Source organism: Burkholderia sp. PU8-34 (assembly GCF_053427725.1).
The window spans coordinates 268,010-289,635 of sequence record NZ_JBSAXC010000008.1 but is presented as its reverse complement, the minus strand read 5'-3'; the positions used below and the strand labels follow the sequence as shown (position 1 = coordinate 289,635).

General features: G+C 66.0%; 21 protein-coding genes and 5 tRNA genes. 15 read left to right on the top strand and 11 right to left on the bottom strand.

What is annotated here, in order from left to right; genetic code table 11:
• From ACV22Z_RS20940 to ACV22Z_RS20930, 3 genes are all read left to right on the top strand, one after another.
• Positions 1–1,731 carry an FAD-dependent oxidoreductase gene (locus ACV22Z_RS20940; RefSeq protein ID WP_448078197.1) on the top strand — a complete coding sequence of 577 codons (1,731 nt, stop codon included), beginning with the start codon at positions 1–3 and terminating at the stop codon, positions 1,729–1,731.
• A complete protein-coding gene (locus tag ACV22Z_RS20935) occupies positions 1,728–1,931 on the top strand; it encodes a hypothetical protein (RefSeq protein WP_448078196.1) in 204 nt (67 codons plus the stop codon). Before ACV22Z_RS20940 ends, ACV22Z_RS20935 begins: the two co-directional genes overlap by 4 nt.
• Positions 1,932–2,199: 268 nt before the next feature.
• Positions 2,200–2,454 carry a GlsB/YeaQ/YmgE family stress response membrane protein gene (locus ACV22Z_RS20930; protein WP_448078195.1) on the top strand — a complete coding sequence of 85 codons (255 nt, stop codon included), beginning with the start codon at positions 2,200–2,202 and terminating at the stop codon, positions 2,452–2,454.
• Positions 2,455–2,537: 83 nt separating this feature from the next.
• Here ACV22Z_RS20930 and ACV22Z_RS20925 read toward each other — a convergent pair whose 3' ends face one another.
• The 4 genes from ACV22Z_RS20925 to ACV22Z_RS20910 all read right to left on the bottom strand — a co-directional run bounded on the left by ACV22Z_RS20925 (position 2,538) and on the right by ACV22Z_RS20910 (position 7,162).
• A complete protein-coding gene (locus tag ACV22Z_RS20925) occupies positions 2,538–3,020 on the bottom strand; it encodes a TlpA family protein disulfide reductase (protein ID WP_448078194.1) in 483 nt (160 codons plus the stop codon).
• Positions 3,017–4,288 (bottom strand): exo-alpha-sialidase, encoded by a 1,272-nt coding sequence (locus tag ACV22Z_RS20920; protein ID WP_448078193.1) that lies wholly within the window; start codon positions 4,286–4,288, stop codon positions 3,017–3,019. Before ACV22Z_RS20920 ends, ACV22Z_RS20925 begins: the two co-directional genes overlap by 4 nt.
• Positions 4,276–6,639, bottom strand: coding sequence for a TonB-dependent receptor (locus ACV22Z_RS20915; RefSeq protein WP_448078192.1), 2,364 nt, complete (start codon positions 6,637–6,639; stop codon positions 4,276–4,278). The genes ACV22Z_RS20920 and ACV22Z_RS20915 overlap by 13 nt, the downstream gene beginning before the upstream one ends.
• Positions 6,640–6,772: 133 nt before the next feature.
• Entirely contained in the window at positions 6,773–7,162 is a 390-nt protein-coding gene (locus tag ACV22Z_RS20910) for a DUF2946 domain-containing protein (protein ID WP_448078191.1), read from the bottom strand.
• Between the two features lie 198 nt (positions 7,163–7,360).
• On the opposite strand from ACV22Z_RS20910, the gene ACV22Z_RS20905 reads away from it, so the two are divergent.
• A complete protein-coding gene (locus tag ACV22Z_RS20905) occupies positions 7,361–7,507 on the top strand; it encodes a hypothetical protein (protein ID WP_448078190.1) in 147 nt (48 codons plus the stop codon).
• Between the two features lie 221 nt (positions 7,508–7,728).
• Entirely contained in the window at positions 7,729–8,322 is a 594-nt protein-coding gene (locus tag ACV22Z_RS20900; protein WP_448078189.1) for a chorismate mutase, read from the top strand.
• 10 nt (positions 8,323–8,332) lie between these two features.
• Here ACV22Z_RS20900 and ACV22Z_RS20895 read toward each other — a convergent pair whose 3' ends face one another.
• On the bottom strand, positions 8,333–9,475 hold the full coding sequence (locus tag ACV22Z_RS20895) for an exonuclease domain-containing protein (RefSeq protein WP_448078188.1): 1,143 nt from the start codon (positions 9,473–9,475) through the stop codon (positions 8,333–8,335).
• Between the two features lie 175 nt (positions 9,476–9,650).
• Positions 9,651–9,854, bottom strand: a complete 204-nt coding sequence (locus ACV22Z_RS20890) for a cold-shock protein (protein WP_448078187.1) — start codon at positions 9,852–9,854, stop codon at positions 9,651–9,653.
• 396 nt (positions 9,855–10,250) lie between these two features.
• Here ACV22Z_RS20890 and ACV22Z_RS20885 point away from each other — a divergent pair, with 396 nt between their 5' ends.
• Both ACV22Z_RS20885 and ACV22Z_RS20880 read left to right on the top strand, forming a co-directional pair.
• Positions 10,251–10,520: a hypothetical protein gene (locus ACV22Z_RS20885; RefSeq protein WP_448078186.1), complete on the top strand. Its 270-nt coding sequence runs from the start codon at positions 10,251–10,253 to the stop codon at positions 10,518–10,520.
• A gap of 520 nt (positions 10,521–11,040) precedes the next feature.
• On the top strand, positions 11,041–12,186 hold the full coding sequence (locus ACV22Z_RS20880) for a porin (RefSeq protein ID WP_448078185.1): 1,146 nt from the start codon (positions 11,041–11,043) through the stop codon (positions 12,184–12,186).
• A 112-nt stretch (positions 12,187–12,298) separates the two neighbouring features.
• On the opposite strand, the gene greB is transcribed toward ACV22Z_RS20880, so the two are convergent.
• Entirely contained in the window at positions 12,299–12,862 is a 564-nt protein-coding gene (gene greB / locus ACV22Z_RS20875; protein WP_448078184.1) for a transcription elongation factor GreB, read from the bottom strand.
• A gap of 131 nt (positions 12,863–12,993) precedes the next feature.
• Here greB and ACV22Z_RS20870 point away from each other — a divergent pair.
• From ACV22Z_RS20870 to ACV22Z_RS20860, 3 genes are all read left to right on the top strand, one after another.
• Positions 12,994–13,070: transfer RNA gene (locus ACV22Z_RS20870), tRNA-Arg, on the top strand.
• A gap of 61 nt (positions 13,071–13,131) precedes the next feature.
• Positions 13,132–13,208 (top strand) — tRNA-Arg (locus ACV22Z_RS20865).
• A gap of 60 nt (positions 13,209–13,268) precedes the next feature.
• Positions 13,269–13,345, top strand: a tRNA-Arg gene (locus ACV22Z_RS20860).
• A gap of 269 nt (positions 13,346–13,614) precedes the next feature.
• Here the strand turns inward: ACV22Z_RS20860 and ACV22Z_RS20855 are convergent.
• The 4 genes from ACV22Z_RS20855 to ACV22Z_RS20840 all read right to left on the bottom strand — a co-directional run bounded on the left by ACV22Z_RS20855 (position 13,615) and on the right by ACV22Z_RS20840 (position 17,923).
• Positions 13,615–15,981 carry a RelA/SpoT family protein gene (locus tag ACV22Z_RS20855; RefSeq protein WP_448078183.1) on the bottom strand — a complete coding sequence of 789 codons (2,367 nt, stop codon included), beginning with the start codon at positions 15,979–15,981 and terminating at the stop codon, positions 13,615–13,617.
• Between the two features lie 65 nt (positions 15,982–16,046).
• Positions 16,047–16,250: a DNA-directed RNA polymerase subunit omega gene (rpoZ, locus tag ACV22Z_RS20850; RefSeq protein ID WP_006999799.1), complete on the bottom strand. Its 204-nt coding sequence runs from the start codon at positions 16,248–16,250 to the stop codon at positions 16,047–16,049.
• Between the two features lie 59 nt (positions 16,251–16,309).
• Positions 16,310–16,993 (bottom strand): guanylate kinase, encoded by a 684-nt coding sequence (gene gmk / locus ACV22Z_RS20845; protein WP_448078182.1) that lies wholly within the window; start codon positions 16,991–16,993, stop codon positions 16,310–16,312.
• A 6-nt stretch (positions 16,994–16,999) separates the two neighbouring features.
• Complete coding sequence (locus ACV22Z_RS20840) at positions 17,000–17,923, bottom strand: YicC/YloC family endoribonuclease (RefSeq protein WP_448078181.1); 924 nt, start codon at positions 17,921–17,923, stop codon at positions 17,000–17,002.
• A gap of 174 nt (positions 17,924–18,097) precedes the next feature.
• Between ACV22Z_RS20840 and rph the strand changes: the two genes are divergently transcribed.
• From rph to ACV22Z_RS20815, 5 genes are all read left to right on the top strand, one after another.
• A complete protein-coding gene (rph, locus tag ACV22Z_RS20835; protein WP_448078180.1) occupies positions 18,098–18,838 on the top strand; it encodes a ribonuclease PH in 741 nt (246 codons plus the stop codon).
• Positions 18,831–19,457: an RdgB/HAM1 family non-canonical purine NTP pyrophosphatase gene (gene rdgB, locus ACV22Z_RS20830; protein ID WP_448078179.1), complete on the top strand. Its 627-nt coding sequence runs from the start codon at positions 18,831–18,833 to the stop codon at positions 19,455–19,457. Before rph ends, rdgB begins: the two co-directional genes overlap by 8 nt.
• 123 nt (positions 19,458–19,580) lie before the next feature.
• A complete protein-coding gene (gene hemW, locus ACV22Z_RS20825; RefSeq protein WP_448078178.1) occupies positions 19,581–20,795 on the top strand; it encodes a radical SAM family heme chaperone HemW in 1,215 nt (404 codons plus the stop codon).
• A 40-nt stretch (positions 20,796–20,835) separates the two neighbouring features.
• Positions 20,836–20,923: transfer RNA gene (locus ACV22Z_RS20820), tRNA-Ser, on the top strand.
• Positions 20,924–21,294: 371 nt separating this feature from the next.
• A tRNA-Met gene (locus ACV22Z_RS20815) sits at positions 21,295–21,371 on the top strand.
• The last annotated feature ends 255 nt before the right edge of the window (positions 21,372–21,626 follow it).

The following is a 21,626-nucleotide window of genomic DNA, read 5'->3' as shown; positions in this document are numbered from 1 at the left end:
ATGGGCATCGCCTTCAAGCCGTATCCGTTCGTCGCCGAGCGCCACGCCGCACGCCTGCCGGCATGCGACAACGGCATCGACATCCGCCGGCACCGCGTCGCGATCGTCGGCGGCGGCCCGGTCGGACTTGCCGTCGCGCTCGGGCTCGCGAACCACGGCATTCCGTGCGTGCTGCTCGAATCGGACGATTCCGTCTGCCACGGCAGCCGCGCGATCTGCATTTCGCGGCGCAGCCTGGAGATCATCGAGCGGCTCGGCGCGCTCGACGGCTTCCTGCGTATCGGCCTGCCGTGGACCGGCGGACGCAGCTACTACCGCCACGACGAAGTGCTGCACTTCACGATGCCGCAGGACGAGAACCAGAAGCTGCCGCCGATGGTGAACCTCGCGCAGTATCACATCGAGCAGTTCCTGCTCGACGCGGCCGAGCGGCATGCCGACCTGATCGATATCCGCTGGCAGACGAAGGTCGCCGGCGTCACGCGGCAACCGGACGGCGTGCGCCTGAACGTCGGCACGCCGCTCGGCGACTATGCGCTCGACGCCGACTGGGTCGTCGCCTGCGACGGCGGGCGCAGCACGATGCGCGAAGCGCTCGGCCTGTCGCTCACGGGCACGAGCTACGAGGGGCGCTACGTGATCGTCGACATCGCGCTCGACAGCGACCGGCCGACCGAACGCCTCGCGTACTTCGACCCGTCGTCGAACCCGGGTTCGACGGTGCTCGTCCACAAGCAGCCCGACAACGTATGGCGCATCGATTACCAGTTGCGCGACGACGAGGATGCCGAAGCGGCCGTGAAGCCGGAGAACGTGATGCCACGCGTGCAGAGCCTGCTCGACATGATGGGCGAGCGCGGCGACTGGGCGCCGATCTGGATCACCGTCTACAAGGCGAATGCACTGACGCTCGAACGCTATCGGCACGACCGTGTGCTGTTTTGCGGCGACGCCGCGCATCTCGTGCCGATCTTCGGCGTGCGCGGCGCCAACTCGGGCATCGACGATGCCGACAACCTCGCGTGGAAGCTCGCGCTCGTGATTCACGGCATCGCCGCCGACACGCTGCTCGACAGTTACTCCGACGAGCGCGTGTATGCAACGCACGAGAACCTGCGCTACGGCACGAAGAGCACCGAGTTCATGGCGCCGCCGTCGTTCGCGTTCGAACTGATGCGCAAGGCCGTGCTGACGCTCGCGGTAGCGCATCCGGCGCTGCGCTCGCTGATCAATCCGCGCCAGACCTCCGCGATCGCCTATGCCGAATCGCCGCTGAATGCGGCCGACGCCGACGCGTTCGCCGCCGGCCCGGCACCCGGCACGGTGCTCGCGGAATGCCCGCTGATGCTGTACGGCCCGCGTGGCGATGCACGCCCCGGCCATCTGACCGACCTCGTCGCGCCGCGCTTCACCGCCTTCTGCTTCGCGGCCGACGGCGTGCCCGATCCGTCGCTCGGCGAACTCGAACGTCGGCTGCAAGCCGCGGGCGTTCCGTTCGACCTCGTCGTGCTCGCGCCCCACGCCACCGCGCCGCATCCGGCGTGCCGCGGCTACGATGCCGACGGACGCCTGTTCGGGATGTACGGCGCCCGCGACGGCACCGTCTATCTGGTGCGTCCGGACGGTCATGTGCTCGGCCGCTGGCAGGCCGCCCGCGCCGCCGATCTGGACGCAGCGCTCGCGCAAGCGTTGCATCCGCTCACCCCGTCCACACTTCAGGAGCACGCATGATCACCGACAGCGAACGCGATGCCGTCTATACCGAGCTTTGCCATACGATGACCCGCATCGGCGAAACCGATACGCCGCTGTTCCTCGCCCGCTTCGCATTGCTGGCGATCGACGCGCTCGGCGATGCGTCGGTTGCGGCGCGCCTGATCGCCGACGCGGGTGCGGGCCTGCCGCCTGCGATGCCATCGTCCGATCGATAGCAGTCCGACTCATCATGCATGCGGCGACCGACGGCTCGCCGCATGCATCGGCTCGCTGCCACGCCTTACATATTCATTTCATCGCACATCGTGCCAGCGGACACCCCGGCCTTGGCAGACAAAATCCTTGGAAATTCCCGTTTCGGGTGCATAACATTACTTAACGATTCTGACCCGTCTATCGCGCTACATTGCGTGGGCGACGAACCGGGATCGGCGCACCGCCCTGCGTCCGGTCGATTCGACTCATCAACAGGAGAGAACCAACATGACTCATGGCTTGATAATGTGGCTCATCATCGGCGCGATCGCCGGCTGGCTTGCAGGCGTGCTCGTCAAGGGCGGCGGCTTTGGGCTCATCGTCGACATCATCGTCGGGATCGTCGGCGCGATCATCGGCGGCTGGCTCGCAGGGCTGCTGGGCATCAGCGTCGGCAGCGGCTTCATCGGCTCGGTGATCGTTGCCGTCATCGGCGCGGTGATCCTGCTGTTCGTGATCCGTCTCTTCAAGCGAGCGACCTGACGCTCCTGTTACTCCCGCACGCACGCCTTCGGGCGGGCAGCGGCATTCGCCGGCGCGCGGCACGACTGCCGCGCGCCGGTACTTCAACGACGCCGGGTGCCGCGCAGCCACGCGTCGAGCACATCCGTCGACAACACTCCGCTGCGCGCTTCGCGCACGCCGTCGCGGCCGATCCACACGGTGCGCGGCAGCTCCCCGTGCCATCCCGCATCGAGCGCCGTGCGCAGGCGTTCCGGCATCGCGTCGGCATTCGCATACTGCGCGACGAGCGGCGGCAGGTTCATCTGTGCGAGCGCCTGCTCGATCGCCGCACCGTTCTCGTCATACGCATCCATCGCGATCATCGCGACCTGCACGTCCGGATGGCGGCGCTGCCACGCGACGAGATGCGCGGCGTTCTCGCGGCAGTAGCCGCAGTCGAGCGACCAGATCTCGATCGCGAGCGGCCGCTCGCGCGCGGTCTCGAACAGCCGCACGACGTCGGCCGCGCGCAGCGGCTGCAACGCGCCGGCCGACGCTGACACGCACCCGAGCGCGAGGCTCGCCAGCAGAATCAGCCGCTTCATTGCCCGCCCTCCACCGCGATCAGACGATAGCCGTCGTTGCGGGTGCGCCACGACAGATAGATCCTTCCCGCATCGTCGAGCAGTTGCGGGTTGTCGCTCGCACCCGAGGTCGACGCGATCTCGCGCGGCGCGGACCAGTGCTCGCCGCGATCGTCAGAACGGCGCAGCTTGATCCGCATCGTGTCGCCGTCGAACGCCTTCCACGCCAGCCACACGGTGTCGCCGCGCGCGACGAGCGCCGCATGCGACGCCTGCTCGGCCGGCGCGGCCGACGACACGGTTCGATCCGCGCCGAATGCCCACGCGGTGCCGAGCGGCTCGCCGCGCGCGCCGATCCGCGAATAGAACACGTCGGCGCGGCCGTCGACGACGCCGAACCACGCGAGGTGACGCGTGCCGTCGGATGTGATCGCCAACGCCGGACCGTGATCGGGGCACGCCTCGACATGCCAGTCCGAGAACGTCGCGCGCAGCGGCACGACCGGCGTGTCGGCCGCTGCAGGCAGCACGGCGAGCGCGTGATCGCGGATCTGGCCCGGGAACACGTTGCGCCATGCCGCCTCGACGCGCCCGGCCGGGTCGACCGTCATCGCGATCCGGCAACACTCGCACGTGTGATCGGTCACCTTGCGCTCGGGCTCGAACGACGCGCCGCCGTCGCGCGACACCGCGTGGTAGATCGCCGCGCCGTCGTAGGCCTGCCCGGCCGCCTTCGCCGCGCTCAGGTCGCGCTTGTCGATCCACGCGATATGGATTCGGCCGGCCGGATCGACCGCCATCATGTCGAAGCGGTGCGTGATCATCTGCCGGTCGCGATGCACGGTGATCGGCACGCTCCACGTCGCGCCGCCGTCCAGCGAGCGGGAAAAGCGCACCATCCCCGTGTAAGGCGCATCGAGCGGCATCGACCACGATACGTAGATCGCGCGGCTGTCCGGACTCGTCGCCACTTTCGGACGGTTCTCAGCACTGGTGTAGATCGGCTCGGGCATCGCGTTGACGGTGACGGCCGCCGACAGCGTGCGGCCCGCGTCGTCGGAATGCGCGACGACGACATGCTCCCCTTCGACCCACGCGACCCACAGCCGATGCCGCGCGTCGAACGCGGCCCCCGTCGCGAGCGGCTGCTTCTGCGGCGCGCTCGTCGCCTGCATGCTCATGTGCGCGGCATGCGGATCGGCAGGCGGCGCCGTCTCGTGCGCGCCGGCGGCCGACAGCGTCGCGAGCCACAGCGCGCAGCCTGCCGCGAACGATCTCACAGCGACCATTTCAGTTCTCCAAAGAAAGTGCGGCCCGGATACGGGTGGAACACGTAGTAGCGGCGGTCCGTCAGGTTGTCGATGCCGACCGACGCGACCCAGTGCCGGTCGAAGCGGTAGCGCGCCTTCAGGTCGACGACCGTGAACGTGCTGGTGCCGCCGTAGACGTCCGGATTCACGTCGCTGTTGTCGAGCGTGTTGAACTGGCGCCCCGAATAGCGGACGCCGACGCTGGCAAGCCAGTGCTCGTCGAAGCGGTACGACGCGAGCAGGTTCGCGCGCATCCGCGGGCTGCGCGGAAAGCGCGAGCCCACGTACGCGGGATTCGCCGCGTCGGCCAGGATCTGCGCGTTGCTCGCGGACACGTTCGCATCGACGTCGAGCCCCCTCAGCCCGACGTTCTGCCCGCTGAACGCAAGCTCGACGCCGCGCACGCGAACGCGGTCGACGTTCGAGATGTTCGTGATCGTCGATGCGCCCGACACCGTCGTCTGGCTGTAGATCGAATCGCGCAGGTCGCTCTGGAACACGCTCGCGCGCACGACGCCGACACCGACGTCGCGCTCGGCCGTCAAGTCCCAGTCGATCGCCTTTTCGGGCCGCAGGCCCGGGTTGTTGTTGACGATCGCGTTGTTCGAGATCGTGCCCTGGAACAGCTCGCCGACCGTCGGGAAGCGCGTGCCCGTCGCGAACGACAGGCGGAAGCGCCACACGTCCGTCGCATCCCATTGCAGCGCGACCTTCGGCGACAGCGCATTCGCACCGCGATCCGCATAGCCGAGCGTTCCGTTCGCGTTGCCGAGCGCGCCGCCGTACGCGTCCCAGCGCTCGTAGCGCAGGCCGAGCGTCGCGAGCCAGCCCGGCGCGAAGCGCCATGCGTCCTGCGCGAACAGCGCCTGCGTGCGCGTGTCGCCGCGGTAGACGCTCGCGAGCGACGTCGTCGGCCCCGCCAGCCAGTCGGCCGTGTTGTACGTGACGTTGCGCAGGAAGTAATTGTCGTAGTGGTAGCCGAACGTGAACGCGTGGCCCTTCACTTCCGGCGCTTCCGCCTTCAGGTCGAGCGTGCGCCAGCCGGTGCCGTCGCCCTGGAACAGCGTGCCCGCGCCGCCCTGCGCGGTCGACGCAGCGCGCTGCACGTCGCGCGACACGTCGTATGCAGACACGACGCCCGACAGCCGCCAGCCGGAATCGAGACGCGCGTTCAGCCCGAACGCATACAGCCAGTTCTCCTGGTCGCCGCGCTGCGGCGCGAACGCGCTCGGTGCAACGCTCATGTTCTGCCCGCCGATCGACACGTTGCCGCCATACACGGGATTGCCCGCCGCGTCGCGCAGGAACGTCTCGCCGTGCTGCCGGTAATGGTTCTCCCAGTGGCCGAGCGTAAGCGTCGCGTCGACATGATCGGTGAACGCGTACCCCATCCGCACCGTCTCGTTGATCTGCTCGGTGCGCTCGAGCGACTGCGCGCCGACGATCGTGCGCGGCTTGCCGTTCGGCCCGATGTCGGTCGCAGCGCCCGTCACCGGCACGGCAGGCCCGAGCTTCGGGTTGTACGCGGCAATCGGGCTCGCGTACTGCATCGGCTGGCCATTGTTCTCGAGCCGGTCGAGCGACAGCGCGAACCAGAAGCGGCCGACGCGGTTCGCGACACGCGCGGTCTGGTGGTTGCCGCCGAAGCTGTCGGCAAACCCGTAGCCGTCGTGGTAACGCTGCGTGAAGAATTGCGTCGACAGCGATGCCTCGAGGTGGTCCGGACGACGCGTCGTGACCAGCACGGTCGACCCGATCGCGTTGCCGGGATACAGCGTGGAAAAGGGGCCGTACAGCACGTCGACCCGCGCGATGTCGTCGGGCGGGATCAGCGACCAGCGCGGCGGATACGCGTAGCTCGAGCCGAGCAGGTTCGACAGCAGCAGCCCGTCGGCATAGACGAGCCCGCGCGCGCTCTGCAGCTCGTTGAAGTCGCGGCCGGCGAACACCGCATTGCGGTCGCCGATGAAGCGCTTGCGCACCATCAGGTTCGGCGCGTATTTCAGCGCGTCCTCGGTGTTGACGTTGGTGTGCGCGTCGATCCGATCGCGCGTGATCGACTCGACGACTGCCGGCGTGTCGGGATCGACCGGCTGCCGTTGCGCCGTCACGGTGACGACGGTCAGCACGTCGCTGGCCGCAGCCGGCTCGGCCGGCGCGGCAGCAGACGCTGCAGCGGACACGCGGTTCGCTTCCCCGGCAGGTTCCGGTATGGGATCGACGCGCGCGGCGTCCGGTTGCGCCGCGTATGCGGCGGGCCACGCAAAAGCAGCCGCGCAGGCAAGCGCGAGCGGGCCGCGCGGCAGTCGCGCGGCAATGGTGAACGACATGGGTGATTTCCTGGAAACGTGATCGAACGCCGCCCGCTGCAAGGCCGCGTGACGCGCCGACGCAGGCACAGGCACAGGCACGGCACACGCGGCCGGCACGCGAGCGGAAGCGCGCCGTCAGGCGCGCGCGAAATCAGATCGAGACGGTTTCAGGCGGGGCGCGCGGCTGGGCAAGACGAATGCCCTTGCGCACGAAGACGGGAATGGACGGTGCAGGCGCGCGGATCGCGAACGTCCGCACGAAGCCCGGCATCGCGGGCAGGCTCGCACCGAGTGCGACGTTCGCCGCGAAGCCGGGACAGTACACGCAGTGCGGCACGCCCGCATGATCGAACGACGACGCGTCGTGATCGCCGGCGGCCTGCGCGAGCACGACCTGACGCGCACCCGCTGCACTGCACAATTCGAGCGTGAGCTCACCCGAACCGCTCGACGCGAGACGCGCGTAGCCGATGACGGGCGACAGTACGTTCAGTACCAGCGCCAGCCATACGAGGCCGATCCATCGCGTCGTTCGTTTCATCGCGGTCCAGGAAAAAGTGCGCGCAAGTATAACAAGGGCCGGGATTGTTGCTGAATCTGCAGAGGGTAATGACCGGCATCACACTGCGTGCCGGAACGCATGTGCCGTTAATACAACAGAGACAAAATCTAACGATTCGTTTCTGGCATAAATTCGAGCACGAGGTTGATAATTATTGAACCTGCTGGAGAAACGATCATGGACGAAAAACCGACTCGCGTGCCGCCCCCGGACCAAGTGATGAGCCCGGATCCGGAGCCCGTTGGCGTGGAATTCCTCGCCGAGCTGCCCGAACACGTTCGGGCGTTCTTCGACGAACAGCACAAGCTGTATTCGCCGAAGTGAACGAGCGTTCCGCTCTGTAACCGCCGCGTGTCGACGCTCGAAACCGTGCGGTACATCGCTGCGCACTTGCCGCAGTCCGCCTCGCACCCGGGTCGCAATGGCCTGACGGTGCCGGATCAGCTCGTCCGCTGATTCTCCTGTCGCGACGCCACGCCGCGCGACCGTCTTCGTCTATCCTTCTGCTTTTCCACTTCCGGTTCACCCGGCACGCGATCGTTCCGATGAAGCATCCCATTCGCGCGAGCCTCGCTGCAGCAGCGCTCGGCCTCGCCCTCTTCTCCGCGCCCCCTGCCGTCCATGCCGACGGCGACGATACGGCCCTGACCAACCTCGTCGCGCTCGCGTCGCAGCGCCTCGCGCTCGCCGAGCCGGTGGCGCGCTGGAAATGGGCGAACCACATGCCGATCGAGGATCGTCCGCGCGAAGCGGAATTGCTCACGTCGGTCGAACGGCGCGCGACGCGCGCCGGCGTCGATCCTGCATTCGCCCGGACGTTCTTCGAGGATCAGATCGCGGCGAGCAAGGACGTGCAGAATGCACTGTTCGCCACATGGCGCGCAACGCGGCCGCCTGAAGGCACACCGCCCGATCTCGCGACGAGCACGCGCCCGAAGCTCGACCAGCTGACGCAGGCGATGCTCGCCGGCCTCGCGCAGGTCGAACCGCTGAGAACGGCGCCCGACTGCCAGGCGCGGCTCGCCCGCAGCATTGCCAACTGGAAATCGCTGACGCGCTACGACGCAAGCCAGGCGCAAGCGCTCGGCACCGCGTTGTCGCACGTATGCGCGGCAGGCGGCGCAAGCGCGATCGGCTGACCGCGGCCGGTCAGCCGCCGGCGGGCGCGAGCACGGCGAGCGGGATCAACTGCAGCCCACGCGACAGGTGCGTCTGCAGCAGACGATACGTGAACGGCTCGAACGGCTCGGTCACTTCGGCGGCTTCGCCGGCGGCAAGCCGTGCGGCGGCATCGATCGACTCTGCCGCGCCGAGATAGCGCCAGCCGTCGATCACATGGAACAGCGAGCGCTCGCCGCGCGCTTCGAACGCCACCGCGCCCTCGAACGGCCATGGCGCCGCGCTGCCGGCGCGTGCCGCGTCCGCCGCCGGACGGCGATTGAATGCCGGCCGCAGGCGGGCGATCCACTGCGCCTCGGCAAGCATCGCGCCGAGCTCGTTGCCGGTCTCGCGCCACTCGACGCGCCGCACCTGCTGCGCAAGTCGCATCTCCTTCGACGAACGCCGCTCGCCGGTCAACAGCGCGCGCAGCCTTTGCCGCACGCGCACGCTGCGCCCGACATAGAGCGGCTCGTCCGCTTCGCCGAACAGCGCATAGGCGCCGCACCCCGCCGGCGCCGTGTCGAGCCACGCTTCGGTGATACCGCCGGCAAGACGGAAATGCCGTGTCGTGCGGGCGATCTGCTCACGCAATCGCTCGAGCGGCACGATTTCATGCAGCTGGCGCCAGAACTGCCACAGCAGGTCGGCGTCCGCGAGCGCCCGATGCCGGGCGGACGGCACGAGGCAATGCCGCTCGACCAGCGCGTCGAGTCCGTGCCGCGACTCGCGCGGAAACAGCGCGCGCGACAAGCGCACCGTGCACAGGACGTCGGGATTGAATGCGAAACCGGCGCGCTCGAATTCGGCGCGCAGGAAACCGCGATCGAAGCTCGCGTTGTGCGCGACGAACAGCTTGCCGTCGAGCCGCTCGAACAGCGCCGGCGCAAGCGATGCAAAGGATGGCGCATCGCGCACCATCGCATCGGAAATGCCTGTCAGTTGCTGAATGAACGGCGGGATCGGCTGCCCCGGATCGACGAGCGAGGCCCACGTCGACACGCCATGCGGGCCGATCTCGACCACGCCGATTTCAGTGATGCGATGCTCGGCGGACGAGCCGCCGGTGGTCTCGAGGTCGACGAAAACGAGCGGAAGTTCGCAGGCGGGATCGGACGGGCGGGAATCGGACATGAAAGGACTGGGGAAACGGCGCTTCCGTGAGTATGCACCGGCTTGCGCATCCACGGCCAGCGCGAACCGGTTGCCGGCGCGGTTCTGCCCTGTCGCAGCGCCCATCGAAGCGCCTGTCAAAGCAAAAAGCCCCCGCATCGCGGGGGCTCGGACGTGATCGGCAACACGCAGCGCGTCAGATCGCCTGGATATTCGCCGCCTGCTTACCTTTCGGTCCGACTTTCACGTCGAACGAAACGCGCTGATTTTCCTTCAGCGACTTGAAACCGTCCATCTTGATTTCGGAAAAGTGCGCAAACAAATCCTCGCCGCCATTGTCCGACGTAATGAAACCGAAGCCCTTAGCATCGTTAAACCATTTCACGATACCGGTATCCATACCTTCGTTCCCCACTCGATTTGATCAAAAAAGCTATTCCTTATAGCCGTTTTCCGAAGCCCCGAAGCGTCATGCCGGCGCAAGCCAGAAGCGCTCCGCCCGAGGACGGAGTGGTGACTTTATAAATTGGACAATCCGGGCACGTCAAGAAAATTTTTGGTAAACGCATTATAAAAAAAGCGCTAATGCCACTGGAATCGGTACCTGGTCCTTATCGATAAATCGACCCCTGCAAAAAACCTGTCATTATTACCGGGGCCGGCTCCCTGATAATCCCGACCACGAAAAACCTACCGGCTCGATATCGGGTCGGAAAAATCCTCAGTATTTTTCCGGGTTGCGGAAAACGCAGAGCATTGCAATGCTGAAGCGACGCGCATGGTGAGGGAGAGAGTCATGTGGCTGGACGGAATCAAGCGCTTCGCGAGCCGGCTCGGACGCGTACGCCGCAAGTCCCGCGCACTTGCCGACGCCGCCGCTCGTGAAACGCCCTGCGGCGCCGAGTTCGACACGACCTGGCATGGCGACCACTGGCAGAACCTGCTCGCGTCGCCGCTCGACGCGCGTCATTACGTGATGGAAGACTGGTCGCACGAGCCGCCGCCGGCCGAGACCAAGGAAGCGCTGCCGCCAGCCAGGCGCCGACGCCGCTGGTACGAGCAGTAAGGGGTGGGAAAGCGACGCAAAAAAAAAAGCGCGACTGGGAAGTCGCGCCGACAAAGGTTTGGAGATCTTTTCCGTCAACGAAAAAGTCTGCTTCGGAAAGCAGAGATTGCAGTATAGCGACATAACATCCTTTCATTATCCATGCTCCACACAAACCTCTATTGCCGCCGTGGCAATAATCGCACTAACGCACCCGGCGCCCGCCGATAACCGCCTGTCGCAATCGCGCAACGCCCGACGCGTCGAGCGCATCGCCCCACTCGCTCCCTGCATTGCCGCAAACCCTTGACGGACAGGGCTTCCCGGCTACCCGGCAATCATTGCGGAATCCAAAATAGACTATTGTTTAAAGTGTTTTCCTCGCCGCTCGGGGCCGCTCCATACACTTTGCATGAGGTCCGAAGAAACGAGGGCGTCCACGCCCGCCCGGCGTCATCGCGATTTGCCACCGATTCGCCGTACACACTCGCCGGTGCCAGCAGCAGGTTCGATTTGCATCATCCTGTTTGGAGACAGATCAATGAGAAAGACCCTGATCGTCGCGGCATTGTCGGGCGTGTTCGCAACCGCCGCGCATGCACAAAGCAGCGTCACGCTGTACGGCCTGATCGACGCCGGCATCACGTACACGAACAACCAGGGCGGCCACAGCGCGTGGCAGGAGACGAGCGGCTCCGTCAACGGCAGCCGCTGGGGCCTGCGCGGCACCGAGGATCTCGGCGGCGGCCTGAAAGCGATCTTCACCCTGGAAAACGGCTTCGGCATCAATAACGGCACGCTGAAGCAGAACGGCCGCGAATTCGGCCGGCAGGCCTTCGTCGGCCTCGCGCACAACACTTACGGCTCGGTCACGCTCGGCCGCCAGTACGACAGCGTCGTCGACTATCTCGGCCCGCTGTCGCTGACCGGCACGCAATACGGCGGCACCCAGTTCGCGCACCCGTTCGACAACGACAACCTGAACAACTCGTTCCGGATCAACAACTCGGTCAAATACCAGAGCGCGAACTACAGCGGCCTGAAGTTTGGTGCGCTGTACGGCTTCTCGAACTCGACGGACTTTGCGAACAACCGCGCGTACAGCGTCGGCGTGTCGTACACCTATATGGGCTTCAACTTCGCGGCCGCCTACCTGCAGCTGAACAACAACGTGAACGCGTTGTCGCAGGCGGTCAGCGATCCCGGCGCGGTCGCGGGCGACTGGACCTTCGCGGCCAGCCGTCAGCGCACCTGGGGTGCAGGCCTGAACTACACGTTCGGCCCGGCGACGGCCGGCTTCGTGTTCACGCAAACGCGCCTGACCGACACCCGCACCATCAGCGCCGCAGCTTCGGGCGTGACGGGCGGCATTACCGGCCTGTCGGGCGGCACCCGCTTCAACAACTATGAAATCAACGGCCGCTACGCACTGACGCCGGTGCTTTCCCTCGCCGGATCGTATACGTACACCGACAGCCGCATCGTCGGCCAGACGCCGAGCTGGCACCAGTTCAACCTGCAGGCCGACTATGTGCTGTCGAAGCGCACGGACGTATACCTGCAGGGCGAATACCAGAAGGTGAACGCGGACGGCCTGAAGCTCGACGCGAATATCAACGGCCTCGGCACTGCATCGTCGACCAACAAGCAGCTTTCCGTCACGGCAGGCCTGCGCCATCGCTTCTGAGCATCGCTGCGTTCACTGCCAGCGGATTCACCGACAAGACAGAGCGCCCCGAACGGGGCGCTTCCTGTTTGCGCGACAGCGCGTGCCCCGCCGAGCTCAGGCCTTGCCGGGCTCAAGCCTTGCCGGGCTCAGGATAGTGCACGTCGAGCACGTCGATCGGCTGCGGGCCTGCGGGGGTCAGCAGCGTAACGGTATCGCCGATCTTCGCCTTGAGCAGCGCGCGCGCCACCGGCGAGATCCAGCTCACATGTCCGCGGTCGAGATCGACCTCGTCGATGCCGACGATCGTGATCGTGTGCTCGCCGCCGTCCGGCGTCGCATAGTCGACCGTCGCACCGAAGAACACCTGGTCGGTATTCTCCTGCCGGCTCGCGTCGACCACCTCGGCGATGTCGAGCCGCTTGGTCAGGAAGCGGATACGCCGGTCGATCTCGCGCAGCCGCCGCTTGCCGTAGATGTAGTCGCCGTTTTCGGAACGATCGCCGTTCGATGCCGCCCACGACACGAGCCGCACGACCTCGGGACGCTCGACGTCGATCAGGTTCAGCAGCTCGTCCTTGAGCCGCTTGTGCCCGACCGGCGTGATGTAGTTCTTCGAGCCAGCCGGAATCGCGGGCTGGGCCTGGTCGAGATCGTCGTCGTCGCCGTCCGACTCTTTGACAAACGCCTTGTTCATGATGCACATTCAAACATGGATTGCGGATGCTTCAAGGGTACACGATGGACCGCCCCGGCAGACCCGGAGCGCATATTTTGCGAATAAGGCTTCCCTTTTTAAACAACCCTGCTATAATCCCTCTTCTGCGTGCGGCTGTAGCTCAGTTGGATAGAGTACTTGGCTACGAACCAAGGGGTCGTGGGTTCGAATCCTGCCAGCCGCGCCACCTGATTCAAGGGCCTTCTTCACCGAAGGCCCTGCCAGTTTGAAGTAGTACCGTTTTGCGTGCGGCTGTAGCTCAGTTGGATAGAGTACTTGGCTACGAACCAAGGGGTCGTGGGTTCGAATCCTGCCAGCCGCGCCATTATTGAGGGCCTTCCCATCGAAGAAGGTCCTGTCAGTTTGAAGTAGTACCGCTTTGCGTGCGGCTGTAGCTCAGTTGGATAGAGTACTTGGCTACGAACCAAGGGGTCGTGGGTTCGAATCCTGCCAGCCGCGCCACCTTCAAGGGCCTTCCTCCGGGAAGGCCCTTTTTCTTTCCCCCTCCCCGCTCGATCGCGGCGCCACGCACCCATCGGGCAATCCGGGCACACACACCTTCTGTCCCGTTCGCATCCTCCAGACAAGCCCGCACGGCTCGTCCACGCAATCATCGGCACGCCGCATGCGGGCGACGCACAGTTCGAGCGCCGCAGCCGCTTCCAAAGCGCATCAACAAAAACGGCGGCCCAAGGCCGCCGTCGCATTGCTCGATCCAAACACCCGGTGCGTCAGTAATCCTGCCGCTCGCGCTCGATACGCATCCCGCCATCGTGACGCGCATGGGCGCCGTCGTCGGTCGAGCGCTCGCGCATGATCCGCATCACGTCCGGATTGGTCCGCACGCGCCGCATCACGTTCGCCAGATGGACGCGGTCGCTGACCTGGATCACGAAGCGCAGCACCGTCGATTCGTGCGTGAGATCCTCGTCCATCGCGATGTGGACGATGTTCGCGTCGGCCGACGTGATGTCCGCCGCCACGCGCGCGAAGATCCCCTTCGTATTCTTCACGAGCGCCTTCACCGCGACGTCGAAGAGGCGCCCCGGCTGCGGCGCCCATTCGACATCGATCCAGCGGCCCGGATCGCGGCGATGGATGCGCTGCGCGACACGGCAATCGGTCGTATGAATCGCCATCCCGAGGCCGATGCCGATATAGCCCATGATCGCGTCGCCCGGAATCGGCCGGCAGCACGCGGACAGCTGCACCGACATCCCTTCGGTGCCCGTGATCACGACAGGCGGCGCATGATGCGCGGCATGTCGCTCGGCCTTCGGCAGATCGTCGTCCGCGTCGCGGCCGCTCATCAGCACCTCGATGCGCTTCGCCATCACCGCCGCGACGCGGCGGCCGAGGCCGATGTCCGCGAAGATTTCCTGGCGGCTCTTGTTGCCCGTCCACTGCACGAGCTTTTCCCACACTTCCGGCGTGATGTCGGCCAGCGCGAGACCGTAACCCTTCAGGCTCTGATCGACGAGCCGCTCGCCGAGCTGCACCGACTCGTTCAGGCGCATCGTCTTCAGGTAGTGACGGATCGCCGAGCGCGCCTTGCCGGTGCGCACGAAGCCGAGCCACGCGGGGTTCGGCTTCGAATACGGCGCGGTGATCACTTCGACGATGTCGCCGCTCTTCAGCTCGGTGCGCAGCGGCAGCAGCTCGTTGTTGATCTTCACGGCGACGCACTGGTTGCCGAGATCGCTGTGGATCGAATACGCGAAGTCGAGCGCCGTCGCGCCGCGCGGCAGCGCCATGATCTTCGACTTCGGCGTGAACACGTAGACCGCATCCGGGAACAGGTCGATCTTCACGTGCTCGAGGAATTCGCTCGAATCGCCGGCTTCGCTCTGGATGTCGAGCAGCGACTTCAGCCACTGGTGCGCGCGCTTCTGCACATCGCTGAGATCCGCGCTGCCGTTCTTGTACAGCCAGTGCGCGGCGACGCCCGCCTCGGCGATCTCGTGCATCTTGCGCGTGCGCACCTGGAACTCGATCGGCGCACCAAACGGGCCGACGAGCGTCGTGTGCAGCGACTGATAGCCGTTGATCTTCGGGATCGCGATGTAGTCCTTGAACTTGCCCGGCACCGGCTTGTACAGCGCATGCAGCGCACCGATGCACGTATAGCAGTCGAGCGGATTCTCGACGACGACACGGAAGCCGTACACGTCGAGCACCTGCGAGAACGACAGCTGCTTGTCGCGCATCTTCCGGTAGACGCTGTAGATGGTCTTTTCGCGGCCGGTGATTTCGGCGTCGATCTTCGCGTCGGCCATCGCACGCTGCGCGGCCTCGAGGATCTTGCCGATCACCTCGCGGCGGTTGCCGCGCGCGGCCTTCACGGCCTTCTCGAGCGTCGCGTAGCGATGCGGGTTGAAATTCGCGAAGCTCATGTCCTGCAGCTCGCGATAGGTATTGTTCAGACCGAGGCGGTGCGCGATCGGCGCATAGATGTCGAGCGTCTCGCGCGCGACGCGGCGGCGCTTTTCCATCGGCACCGCGCCGAGCGTGCGCATGTTGTGCAGGCGATCGGCGAGCTTGACGAGGATGACCCGCACGTCGCGCGCCATCGCGAGCAGCATCTTGCGGAAGTTTTCCGCCTGCGCTTCCTCGCGGCTGCGGAACTCCATCTTGTCGAGCTTGGACAGGCCGTCGACGAGTTCCGCGACCTTCGGCCCGAACCGCTCGGCCAGCTCGCTCTTGGTCACGCCCTGGTCTTCCATCACGTCGTGCAGCAGCGCCGCCATGACGGCCTGCGCGTCGAGCTTCCAGCCGGCGCAGATTTCCGCGACGGCGACGGGATGGGTGATGTAGGGTTCGCCGCTCTGGCGATATTGACCGAGGTGGGCTTCGTCGCTGAAGTGGAACGCCGCCTTGACCTCTTTGATTTCCTCCGGCGCGAGATACTCGGCGAGCGTGGCGGTCAGTTTCGCGATCGAAACGACGCCGTGCTTGCGCGGCTGCTCCGGGGTGGCGGTCGGCCCGAACAGATGCCGGAACGACTGTTCGAGGACCGCGTCGATGTACTGGCGCGCAGGCGATTGTGCCGTGGCTTCGGTGGTCGGATCCGCGGAGGCGGACGATGGGGTGGTGCTCATATTCGCCTCCTCGGTCAGCAATCGTTGCGCGCGTGGACTACATGGCTGGCGTGAAGCAAGCGCGGTTAGACCGGCACCTTCTTCAGCATCTCGATGCCGACCTGGCCGGCCGCGATCTCGCGCAGCGCGACGACGGTCGGCTTGTCGCGGCTTTCGATCTTCGGCGTATGGCCTTGCGCGAGCTGCCGCGCGCGATAGGTGGCGGCGAGCGCCAGTTCGAAGCGGTTCGGGATCTGCTTCAGGCAGTCTTCGACGGTAATGCGAGCCATGTTGGGTAATTCCTTCTGAATATAGTGCTTATTCTACCTTATGTCCCTTGTCGCTCGCGTCATTCCGCGTGCGGCAGGTGGATGCCGAGCTCGATGAACAGCTCCGCATGTCGCGCGTACTGCGAAGCAAAGCGAAGGCGCGTGGCGGCGACGATGCATTCCAGCTCGGCCAGCGCGCAGTCGAAGTTCTCGTTGATCACGACGTACTCCGCTTCCGACGCGTGCGCGATCTCGCTGCCGGCCGCGAGGAGGCGCCGCGTGATCACGTTCGGCTCGTCCTGGCCGCGCTTCTTCAGGCGCTCCTCGAGCGCGTCGAGCGACGGCGGCAGGATGAAGATGCCGACCGCGTTGCGGAACTGCTTCTTCACCTGCAACGCGCCCTGCCAGTCGATTTCGAGCAGCACGTCGTGGCCGTTTTTCATCTGCTCTTCGATCCACACGCGCGACGTGCCGTAGTAGTTGCCATGCACTTCCGCGCTCTCGAGGAACTCGTGCGCCGCGTGACGCTCGCGGAAATCGTCGACCGTCGTGAAGTGGTAATGCTGGCCGTCCTGCTCGCCCGGCCGCGGCTTGCGCGTCGTGTACGAGATCGACAGGCAGATCTCGCTGTCCTTCGACAGGAGCGCATTCACGAGCGTGGACTTGCCGGCGCCCGACGGCGCGACGACCATGAACAGGTTGCCGGGATAGACGCCCGCGTGCAGCGAATGCGCGGCGTGGCCGTCGTGGGGGGTTGGGGTCATGTTGCGTTACTCCAGGTTTTGCACTTGCTCACGCATCTGCTCGATCAGCAGCTTGAGCGCCATCGACGCGTCGGCCAGTTCCTTGGCCGCCGCTTTCGAGCCGAGCGTGTTCGCTTCGCGGTTCAGTTCCTGCATCATGAAGTCGAGACGTTTGCCGACGCGGCCGCCCTTCTCGATCACATGACGCGTTTCGTTCAGGTGCGCGGTGAGCCGCGACAGCTCCTCCGCGATGTCGATCCGGATCCCGTACATCGTCACTTCCTGACGGATGCGCTCCGCGGCTTCCTCGCGCGACACGATCGGCGCGCTGCCTTCCGGCGCCGCGATGCCGAGCGCCTCCTGCAGCCGCTCGACGATCTTCTGCTGATGCTTCGCGATCAGCTCCGGCACGAGCGGCGTAATGCGCGCGACGATCGCTTCCATCTCGGCGACGTTCGACAGCAGCATCGTCGCGAGCTGCGCGCCTTCGCGCGAACGCACGACGACGAGCTCGCCGATCGCTTCCTTGCCGCACGCGAGCACCGCGTCGCGGATCGCGTCGGCCGACACGCCGCTTTCCGCGATCACGCCGGGCCAGCGCAGGATCTCGCCCGCGCGCAGGCGGCCGACGCCCGGGAACGATTCGAGCACCGAGCGCTCGAGGTCGGCGAGCTGGCCGAGCGCCGTCTGGTTCAGCGCGCCCGCGCCAATGCTCTGCTCGCCGCGTTGCAGGTTGATGCGAATGTCAACCTTGCCGCGCGACAGCTTGTTCATCAGCATTTCGCGCAGCGCGGGCTCGCATGCGCGCACGTCGTCGGGCATGCGGAAATTCAGGTCGAGAAAGCGCGAGTTCACGGTACGCAATTCGACCGACACGCTGGTGCCGCCGTTACCCGTCGCCGCCGCGAGTTCGCGCGTGGCGCTCGCATAGCCCGTCATGCTGTAGATCATGGTTCGTCTCGCCGTCTGGATGCCCTTGCGGGCCGGGAATCAATCGAGGCGCCCGGCGCGTCGTAAGCGCGGGGCGGAAACGCGCATTATCCCATTTTTGGCGCCGACCCCGCCGGGCGCGCGAGGCGTTCAGCGCTAAAATCGGGGTTTCCTCTCCCACTCTCTATCTCGCTCATGACGCAATCCTTTTCCCGTCCGAGCGGCCGCCGCGCCGACGAACTGCGCAAGGTCGCCATCACGCGCCACTACACGAAGCATGCGGAAGGCTCCGTGCTGGTCGAATTCGGCGACACCAAGGTAATTTGCACCGCGAGCGTCGCCGAGCGCGTGCCGGAGTTCCTGCGCGATCGCGGGCAAGGCTGGCTGACGGCCGAATACGGGATGCTGCCGCGCGCGACGCATACGCGCAGCGACCGCGAGGCTGCACGCGGCAAGCAGACGGGCCGCACGCAGGAAATTCAGCGCCTGATCGGCCGCGCGCTGCGCGCGGTGTTCGACCTCGAGGCGCTCGGCCCGCGCACGATCCATATCGACTGCGACGTGATCCAGGCCGACGGCGGCACGCGCACCGCGAGCATCACCGGCGCGTTCGTCGCCGCGCACGACGCGGTGTCGAAGCTGATCGCCGCCGGCAAGCTCGCGCGCTCGCCGATCAACGACCACGTGGCCGCGATCTCGGTCGGCGTGTTCGAGGGCACACCCTTGCTCGATCTCGATTACGCGGAGGATTCGCGCTGCGACACCGACATGAACGTCGTAATGACGGGTGCGGGCGGCTTCGTCGAAGTCCAGGGCACCGCCGAAGGCGTGCCGTTCTCGCGCGACGAGATGAACGCGCTGCTCGATCTCGCGCAAAGCGGGATCGGCACGCTCGTGCAGATGCAGAAGGACGCGCTGGGTAAGAGTCATGTCTGAGGATCGCACCACGCCGCCGCTGTCGCGCATCGTGCTCGCGTCGAACAACGCGGGCAAGCTGCGCGAATTCACGGCGATGTTCTCGACCGTCGGCATCGACGTGATTCCGCAGGGCGACCTCGCGGTGCCGGAGGCGGACGAGCCGTTCCGCACGTTCATCGAGAATGCGCTGACGAAAGCGCGTCACGCGTCCCAGCTCACCGGGCTGCCGGCGATCGCGGACGACTCCGGCCTGTGCGTGCGCGCGCTGCGCGGCGCCCCCGGCGTCTACTCCGCACGCTACGCGCAGCGCGCGGGGCTCGAGAAAGGCGACGCGGCGAACAACGCGCACCTCGTCGACCAGTTGCGCGGCATCGCGGACCGCCGCGCATACTACTGCTGCGTGCTCGCGCTCGTGCGCCACGCCGACGATCCGGAGCCGCTGTTTGCCGAGGGCCGCTGGCACGGCGAGATCGTCGACGCGGCGCGCGGCGCACACGGATTCGGCTACGACCCGTATTTCTACCTGCCGGCGCTCGGCGCGACGGCGGCCGAGCTCGAACCGCCGGTGAAGAACGCACTCAGCCATCGCGCGCTCGCGCTCAAGGCGCTGCTCGCGCGGCTCGCGGAGGGAGAATGAACAGCCCCCACGCTCACATTCGTTCGCTGCCCCCCGAGGGGGCGGCTGCCTCCCTTGGGGCGGCCCGGCGGGAGGCAGCATGAACAGCCCCCACGCTCACATTCGTTCGTCGCAGGAGGCAGCATGAGCCAGGCTGCGGAAACCGGCGCGCGCGTCGTCGCGACGTTCACGTCGCCCGGCCAGGTGCGGCTGACGTCGCTGCCGCCGCTCGCGCTGTACGTGCATTTCCCGTGGTGCGTGCGCAAGTGCCCGTACTGCGACTTCAACTCGCACGAGTGGAAGGGCGAGCGGTTTCCGGAAACCGAGTATCTCGACGCGCTGCGCGCCGATCTCGAGCACGCGCTGCCGCTCGTCTGGGGACGCCAGGTGCATACGGTCTTCATCGGCGGCGGCACGCCGAGCCTGCTGTCGGCAGCGGGCCTCGACCGCCTGCTGTCCGACGTGCGCGCGCTGCTGCCGCTCGACGCGGACGCGGAGATCACGCTCGAGGCGAATCCGGGCACGTTCGAGGCGGCGAAATTCGCGCAGTTCCGCGCGAGCGGCGTGAACCGCCTGTCGGTCGGCATCCAGAGCTTCAGCGAGACGCACCTGAAGGCGCTCGGCCGCATCCACGACGCCGCGCAGGCGCGCGCGGCCGTCGAGGTCGCGGCGAAGACGTTCGACAACTTCAATCTCGACCTGATGTTCGCGCTGCCGAACCAGACGCTCGACGAATGCCGCACGGATATCGAAACGGCGCTGTCGTTCGCGCCGCAGCATCTGTCGCTGTATCACCTGACGCTCGAGCCGAACACGCTGTTCGCGAAGTTTCCGCCTGTCGTGCCCGACGACGACGCATCCGCCGACATGCAGGAGTGGATCCACGCGCGCACGGCCGAAGCCGGTTACGAGCGCTACGAGGTGTCCGCGTATGCGAAGCCGCATCACCAGTGCAAGCACAACCTGAATTACTGGCGCTTCGGCGACTACCTCGGGATCGGTGCGGGCGCGCACACGAAGCTGTCGTTCCCGAACCGCATCCTGCGGCAGGCGCGCTACAAGCACCCGGCCACCTTCATCGAGCAGGCGCTGGCCGGCACGCCGGTGCAGGAAGAACGCGAAGTCGGCGCGCGCGACCTGCCGTTCGAGTTCATGCTGAACACGCTGCGGCTCGTCGACGGCTTCCCGGTGCACAGCTTCGCCGAACGCACGGGCCTGCCGATGAGCACGATCGAACCGGCGCTCAAGGAGGCGGAACGGCGCGGGCTGATCGCGCGTGATTTCGCGCAGATCGCACCGACGCCGCTCGGCCAGCGCTTCCTCAACGACCTGCAGGAACTGTTCCTGCGCGACGATTGACGATGACAGGGGCGGCATTTCGGTTACAATGCCGCCTCGTGGAAGCGTGGCCGAGCGGTTTAAGGCACCGGTCTTGAAAACCGGCGACGGGCAACTGTCCGTGAGTTCGAATCTCACCGCTTCCGCCAGAAAATCCCGCTCAGGCTTGTCCAGTAAGGCGGGATTTTTTCTTTTCTGCCCTTCCCCCGCTGCAACCCACACGATGCGCTACGCATGAGCGATCGAGTCGGCGGACTGAAGGCGCCGCCTCGAGACCGCGCCGTTCCGGCGGCAACAAGATCCCCTATGAGCAGGCTCGCTCTCGGACTGCTCCTTCTGGCGTCCGCCCACACCTTCGCCGATCAGACGCCAGCCGACGAGAGCAACTGCTCGAATTTGGCCGACGACAGCAGGACTTCAGCGCCTCCCTTCTCGGAATTCAACAAGCAACGTTGAGTCCGCAACGTTCTCGCGAAAAGATTCGTTTGACGCAGCGATGGGGTGCCAGTACAATTCGCGCCGCGGGGTGGAGCAGTCTGGCAGCTCGTCGGGCTCATAACCCGAAGGTCGTAGGTTCAAATCCTACCCCCGCAACCAATATCGAAGCCCGCTCTGCGACAGCAAGCGGGCTTTTGCTTTTGGCAACCATGCAGCGGAAAGGTCTGGAAAAAGGCCCGACCCAATGAGGGTCGAGCGAAATCGTCGGATGCCCGACGATGGAGGTAATCGAAATACAACTGGCCCGCTACGGGGTTCAATTGCAGTAGCGAGCCAGTTCGTCAGAGGGGCGCGCCCAGGTACTGCGCGCTTAGAGGCGGTGCTCGGCGGCTTCGTGAGCTTCCAAGACGTCCC

Bases quoted from the DNA above. Each gene is read 5' to 3' on its own strand.
- rph (WP_448078180.1), top strand. From the start codon at position 18,098: ATGACGCAATCCTTTTCCCGTCCGAGCGGCCGCCGCGCCGACGAACTG.
- rpoZ (WP_006999799.1), bottom strand. From the start codon at position 16,250: ATGGCTCGCATTACCGTCGAAGACTGCCTGAAGCAGATCCCGAACCGC.
- ACV22Z_RS20940 (WP_448078197.1), top strand. From the start codon at position 1: ATGGGCATCGCCTTCAAGCCGTATCCGTTCGTCGCCGAGCGCCACGCC.
- ACV22Z_RS20910 (WP_448078191.1), bottom strand. From the start codon at position 7,162: ATGAAACGAACGACGCGATGGATCGGCCTCGTATGGCTGGCGCTGGTA.
- gmk (WP_448078182.1), bottom strand. From the start codon at position 16,993: ATGACCCCAACCCCCCACGACGGCCACGCCGCGCATTCGCTGCACGCG.
- ACV22Z_RS20900 (WP_448078189.1), top strand. From the start codon at position 7,729: ATGAAGCATCCCATTCGCGCGAGCCTCGCTGCAGCAGCGCTCGGCCTC.
- ACV22Z_RS20905 (WP_448078190.1), top strand. From the start codon at position 7,361: ATGGACGAAAAACCGACTCGCGTGCCGCCCCCGGACCAAGTGATGAGC.
- ACV22Z_RS20920 (WP_448078193.1), bottom strand. From the start codon at position 4,288: ATGGTCGCTGTGAGATCGTTCGCGGCAGGCTGCGCGCTGTGGCTCGCG.
- hemW (WP_448078178.1), top strand. From the start codon at position 19,581: ATGAGCCAGGCTGCGGAAACCGGCGCGCGCGTCGTCGCGACGTTCACG.
- ACV22Z_RS20880 (WP_448078185.1), top strand. From the start codon at position 11,041: ATGAGAAAGACCCTGATCGTCGCGGCATTGTCGGGCGTGTTCGCAACC.
- ACV22Z_RS20930 (WP_448078195.1), top strand. From the start codon at position 2,200: ATGACTCATGGCTTGATAATGTGGCTCATCATCGGCGCGATCGCCGGC.
- ACV22Z_RS20890 (WP_448078187.1), bottom strand. From the start codon at position 9,854: ATGGATACCGGTATCGTGAAATGGTTTAACGATGCTAAGGGCTTCGGT.
- ACV22Z_RS20855 (WP_448078183.1), bottom strand. From the start codon at position 15,981: ATGAGCACCACCCCATCGTCCGCCTCCGCGGATCCGACCACCGAAGCC.
- ACV22Z_RS20895 (WP_448078188.1), bottom strand. From the start codon at position 9,475: ATGTCCGATTCCCGCCCGTCCGATCCCGCCTGCGAACTTCCGCTCGTT.
- ACV22Z_RS20885 (WP_448078186.1), top strand. From the start codon at position 10,251: ATGTGGCTGGACGGAATCAAGCGCTTCGCGAGCCGGCTCGGACGCGTA.
- ACV22Z_RS20840 (WP_448078181.1), bottom strand. From the start codon at position 17,923: ATGATCTACAGCATGACGGGCTATGCGAGCGCCACGCGCGAACTCGCG.
- rdgB (WP_448078179.1), top strand. From the start codon at position 18,831: ATGTCTGAGGATCGCACCACGCCGCCGCTGTCGCGCATCGTGCTCGCG.
- ACV22Z_RS20915 (WP_448078192.1), bottom strand. From the start codon at position 6,639: ATGTCGTTCACCATTGCCGCGCGACTGCCGCGCGGCCCGCTCGCGCTT.
- ACV22Z_RS20935 (WP_448078196.1), top strand. From the start codon at position 1,728: ATGATCACCGACAGCGAACGCGATGCCGTCTATACCGAGCTTTGCCAT.
- ACV22Z_RS20925 (WP_448078194.1), bottom strand. From the start codon at position 3,020: ATGAAGCGGCTGATTCTGCTGGCGAGCCTCGCGCTCGGGTGCGTGTCA.
- greB (WP_448078184.1), bottom strand. From the start codon at position 12,862: ATGAACAAGGCGTTTGTCAAAGAGTCGGACGGCGACGACGACGATCTC.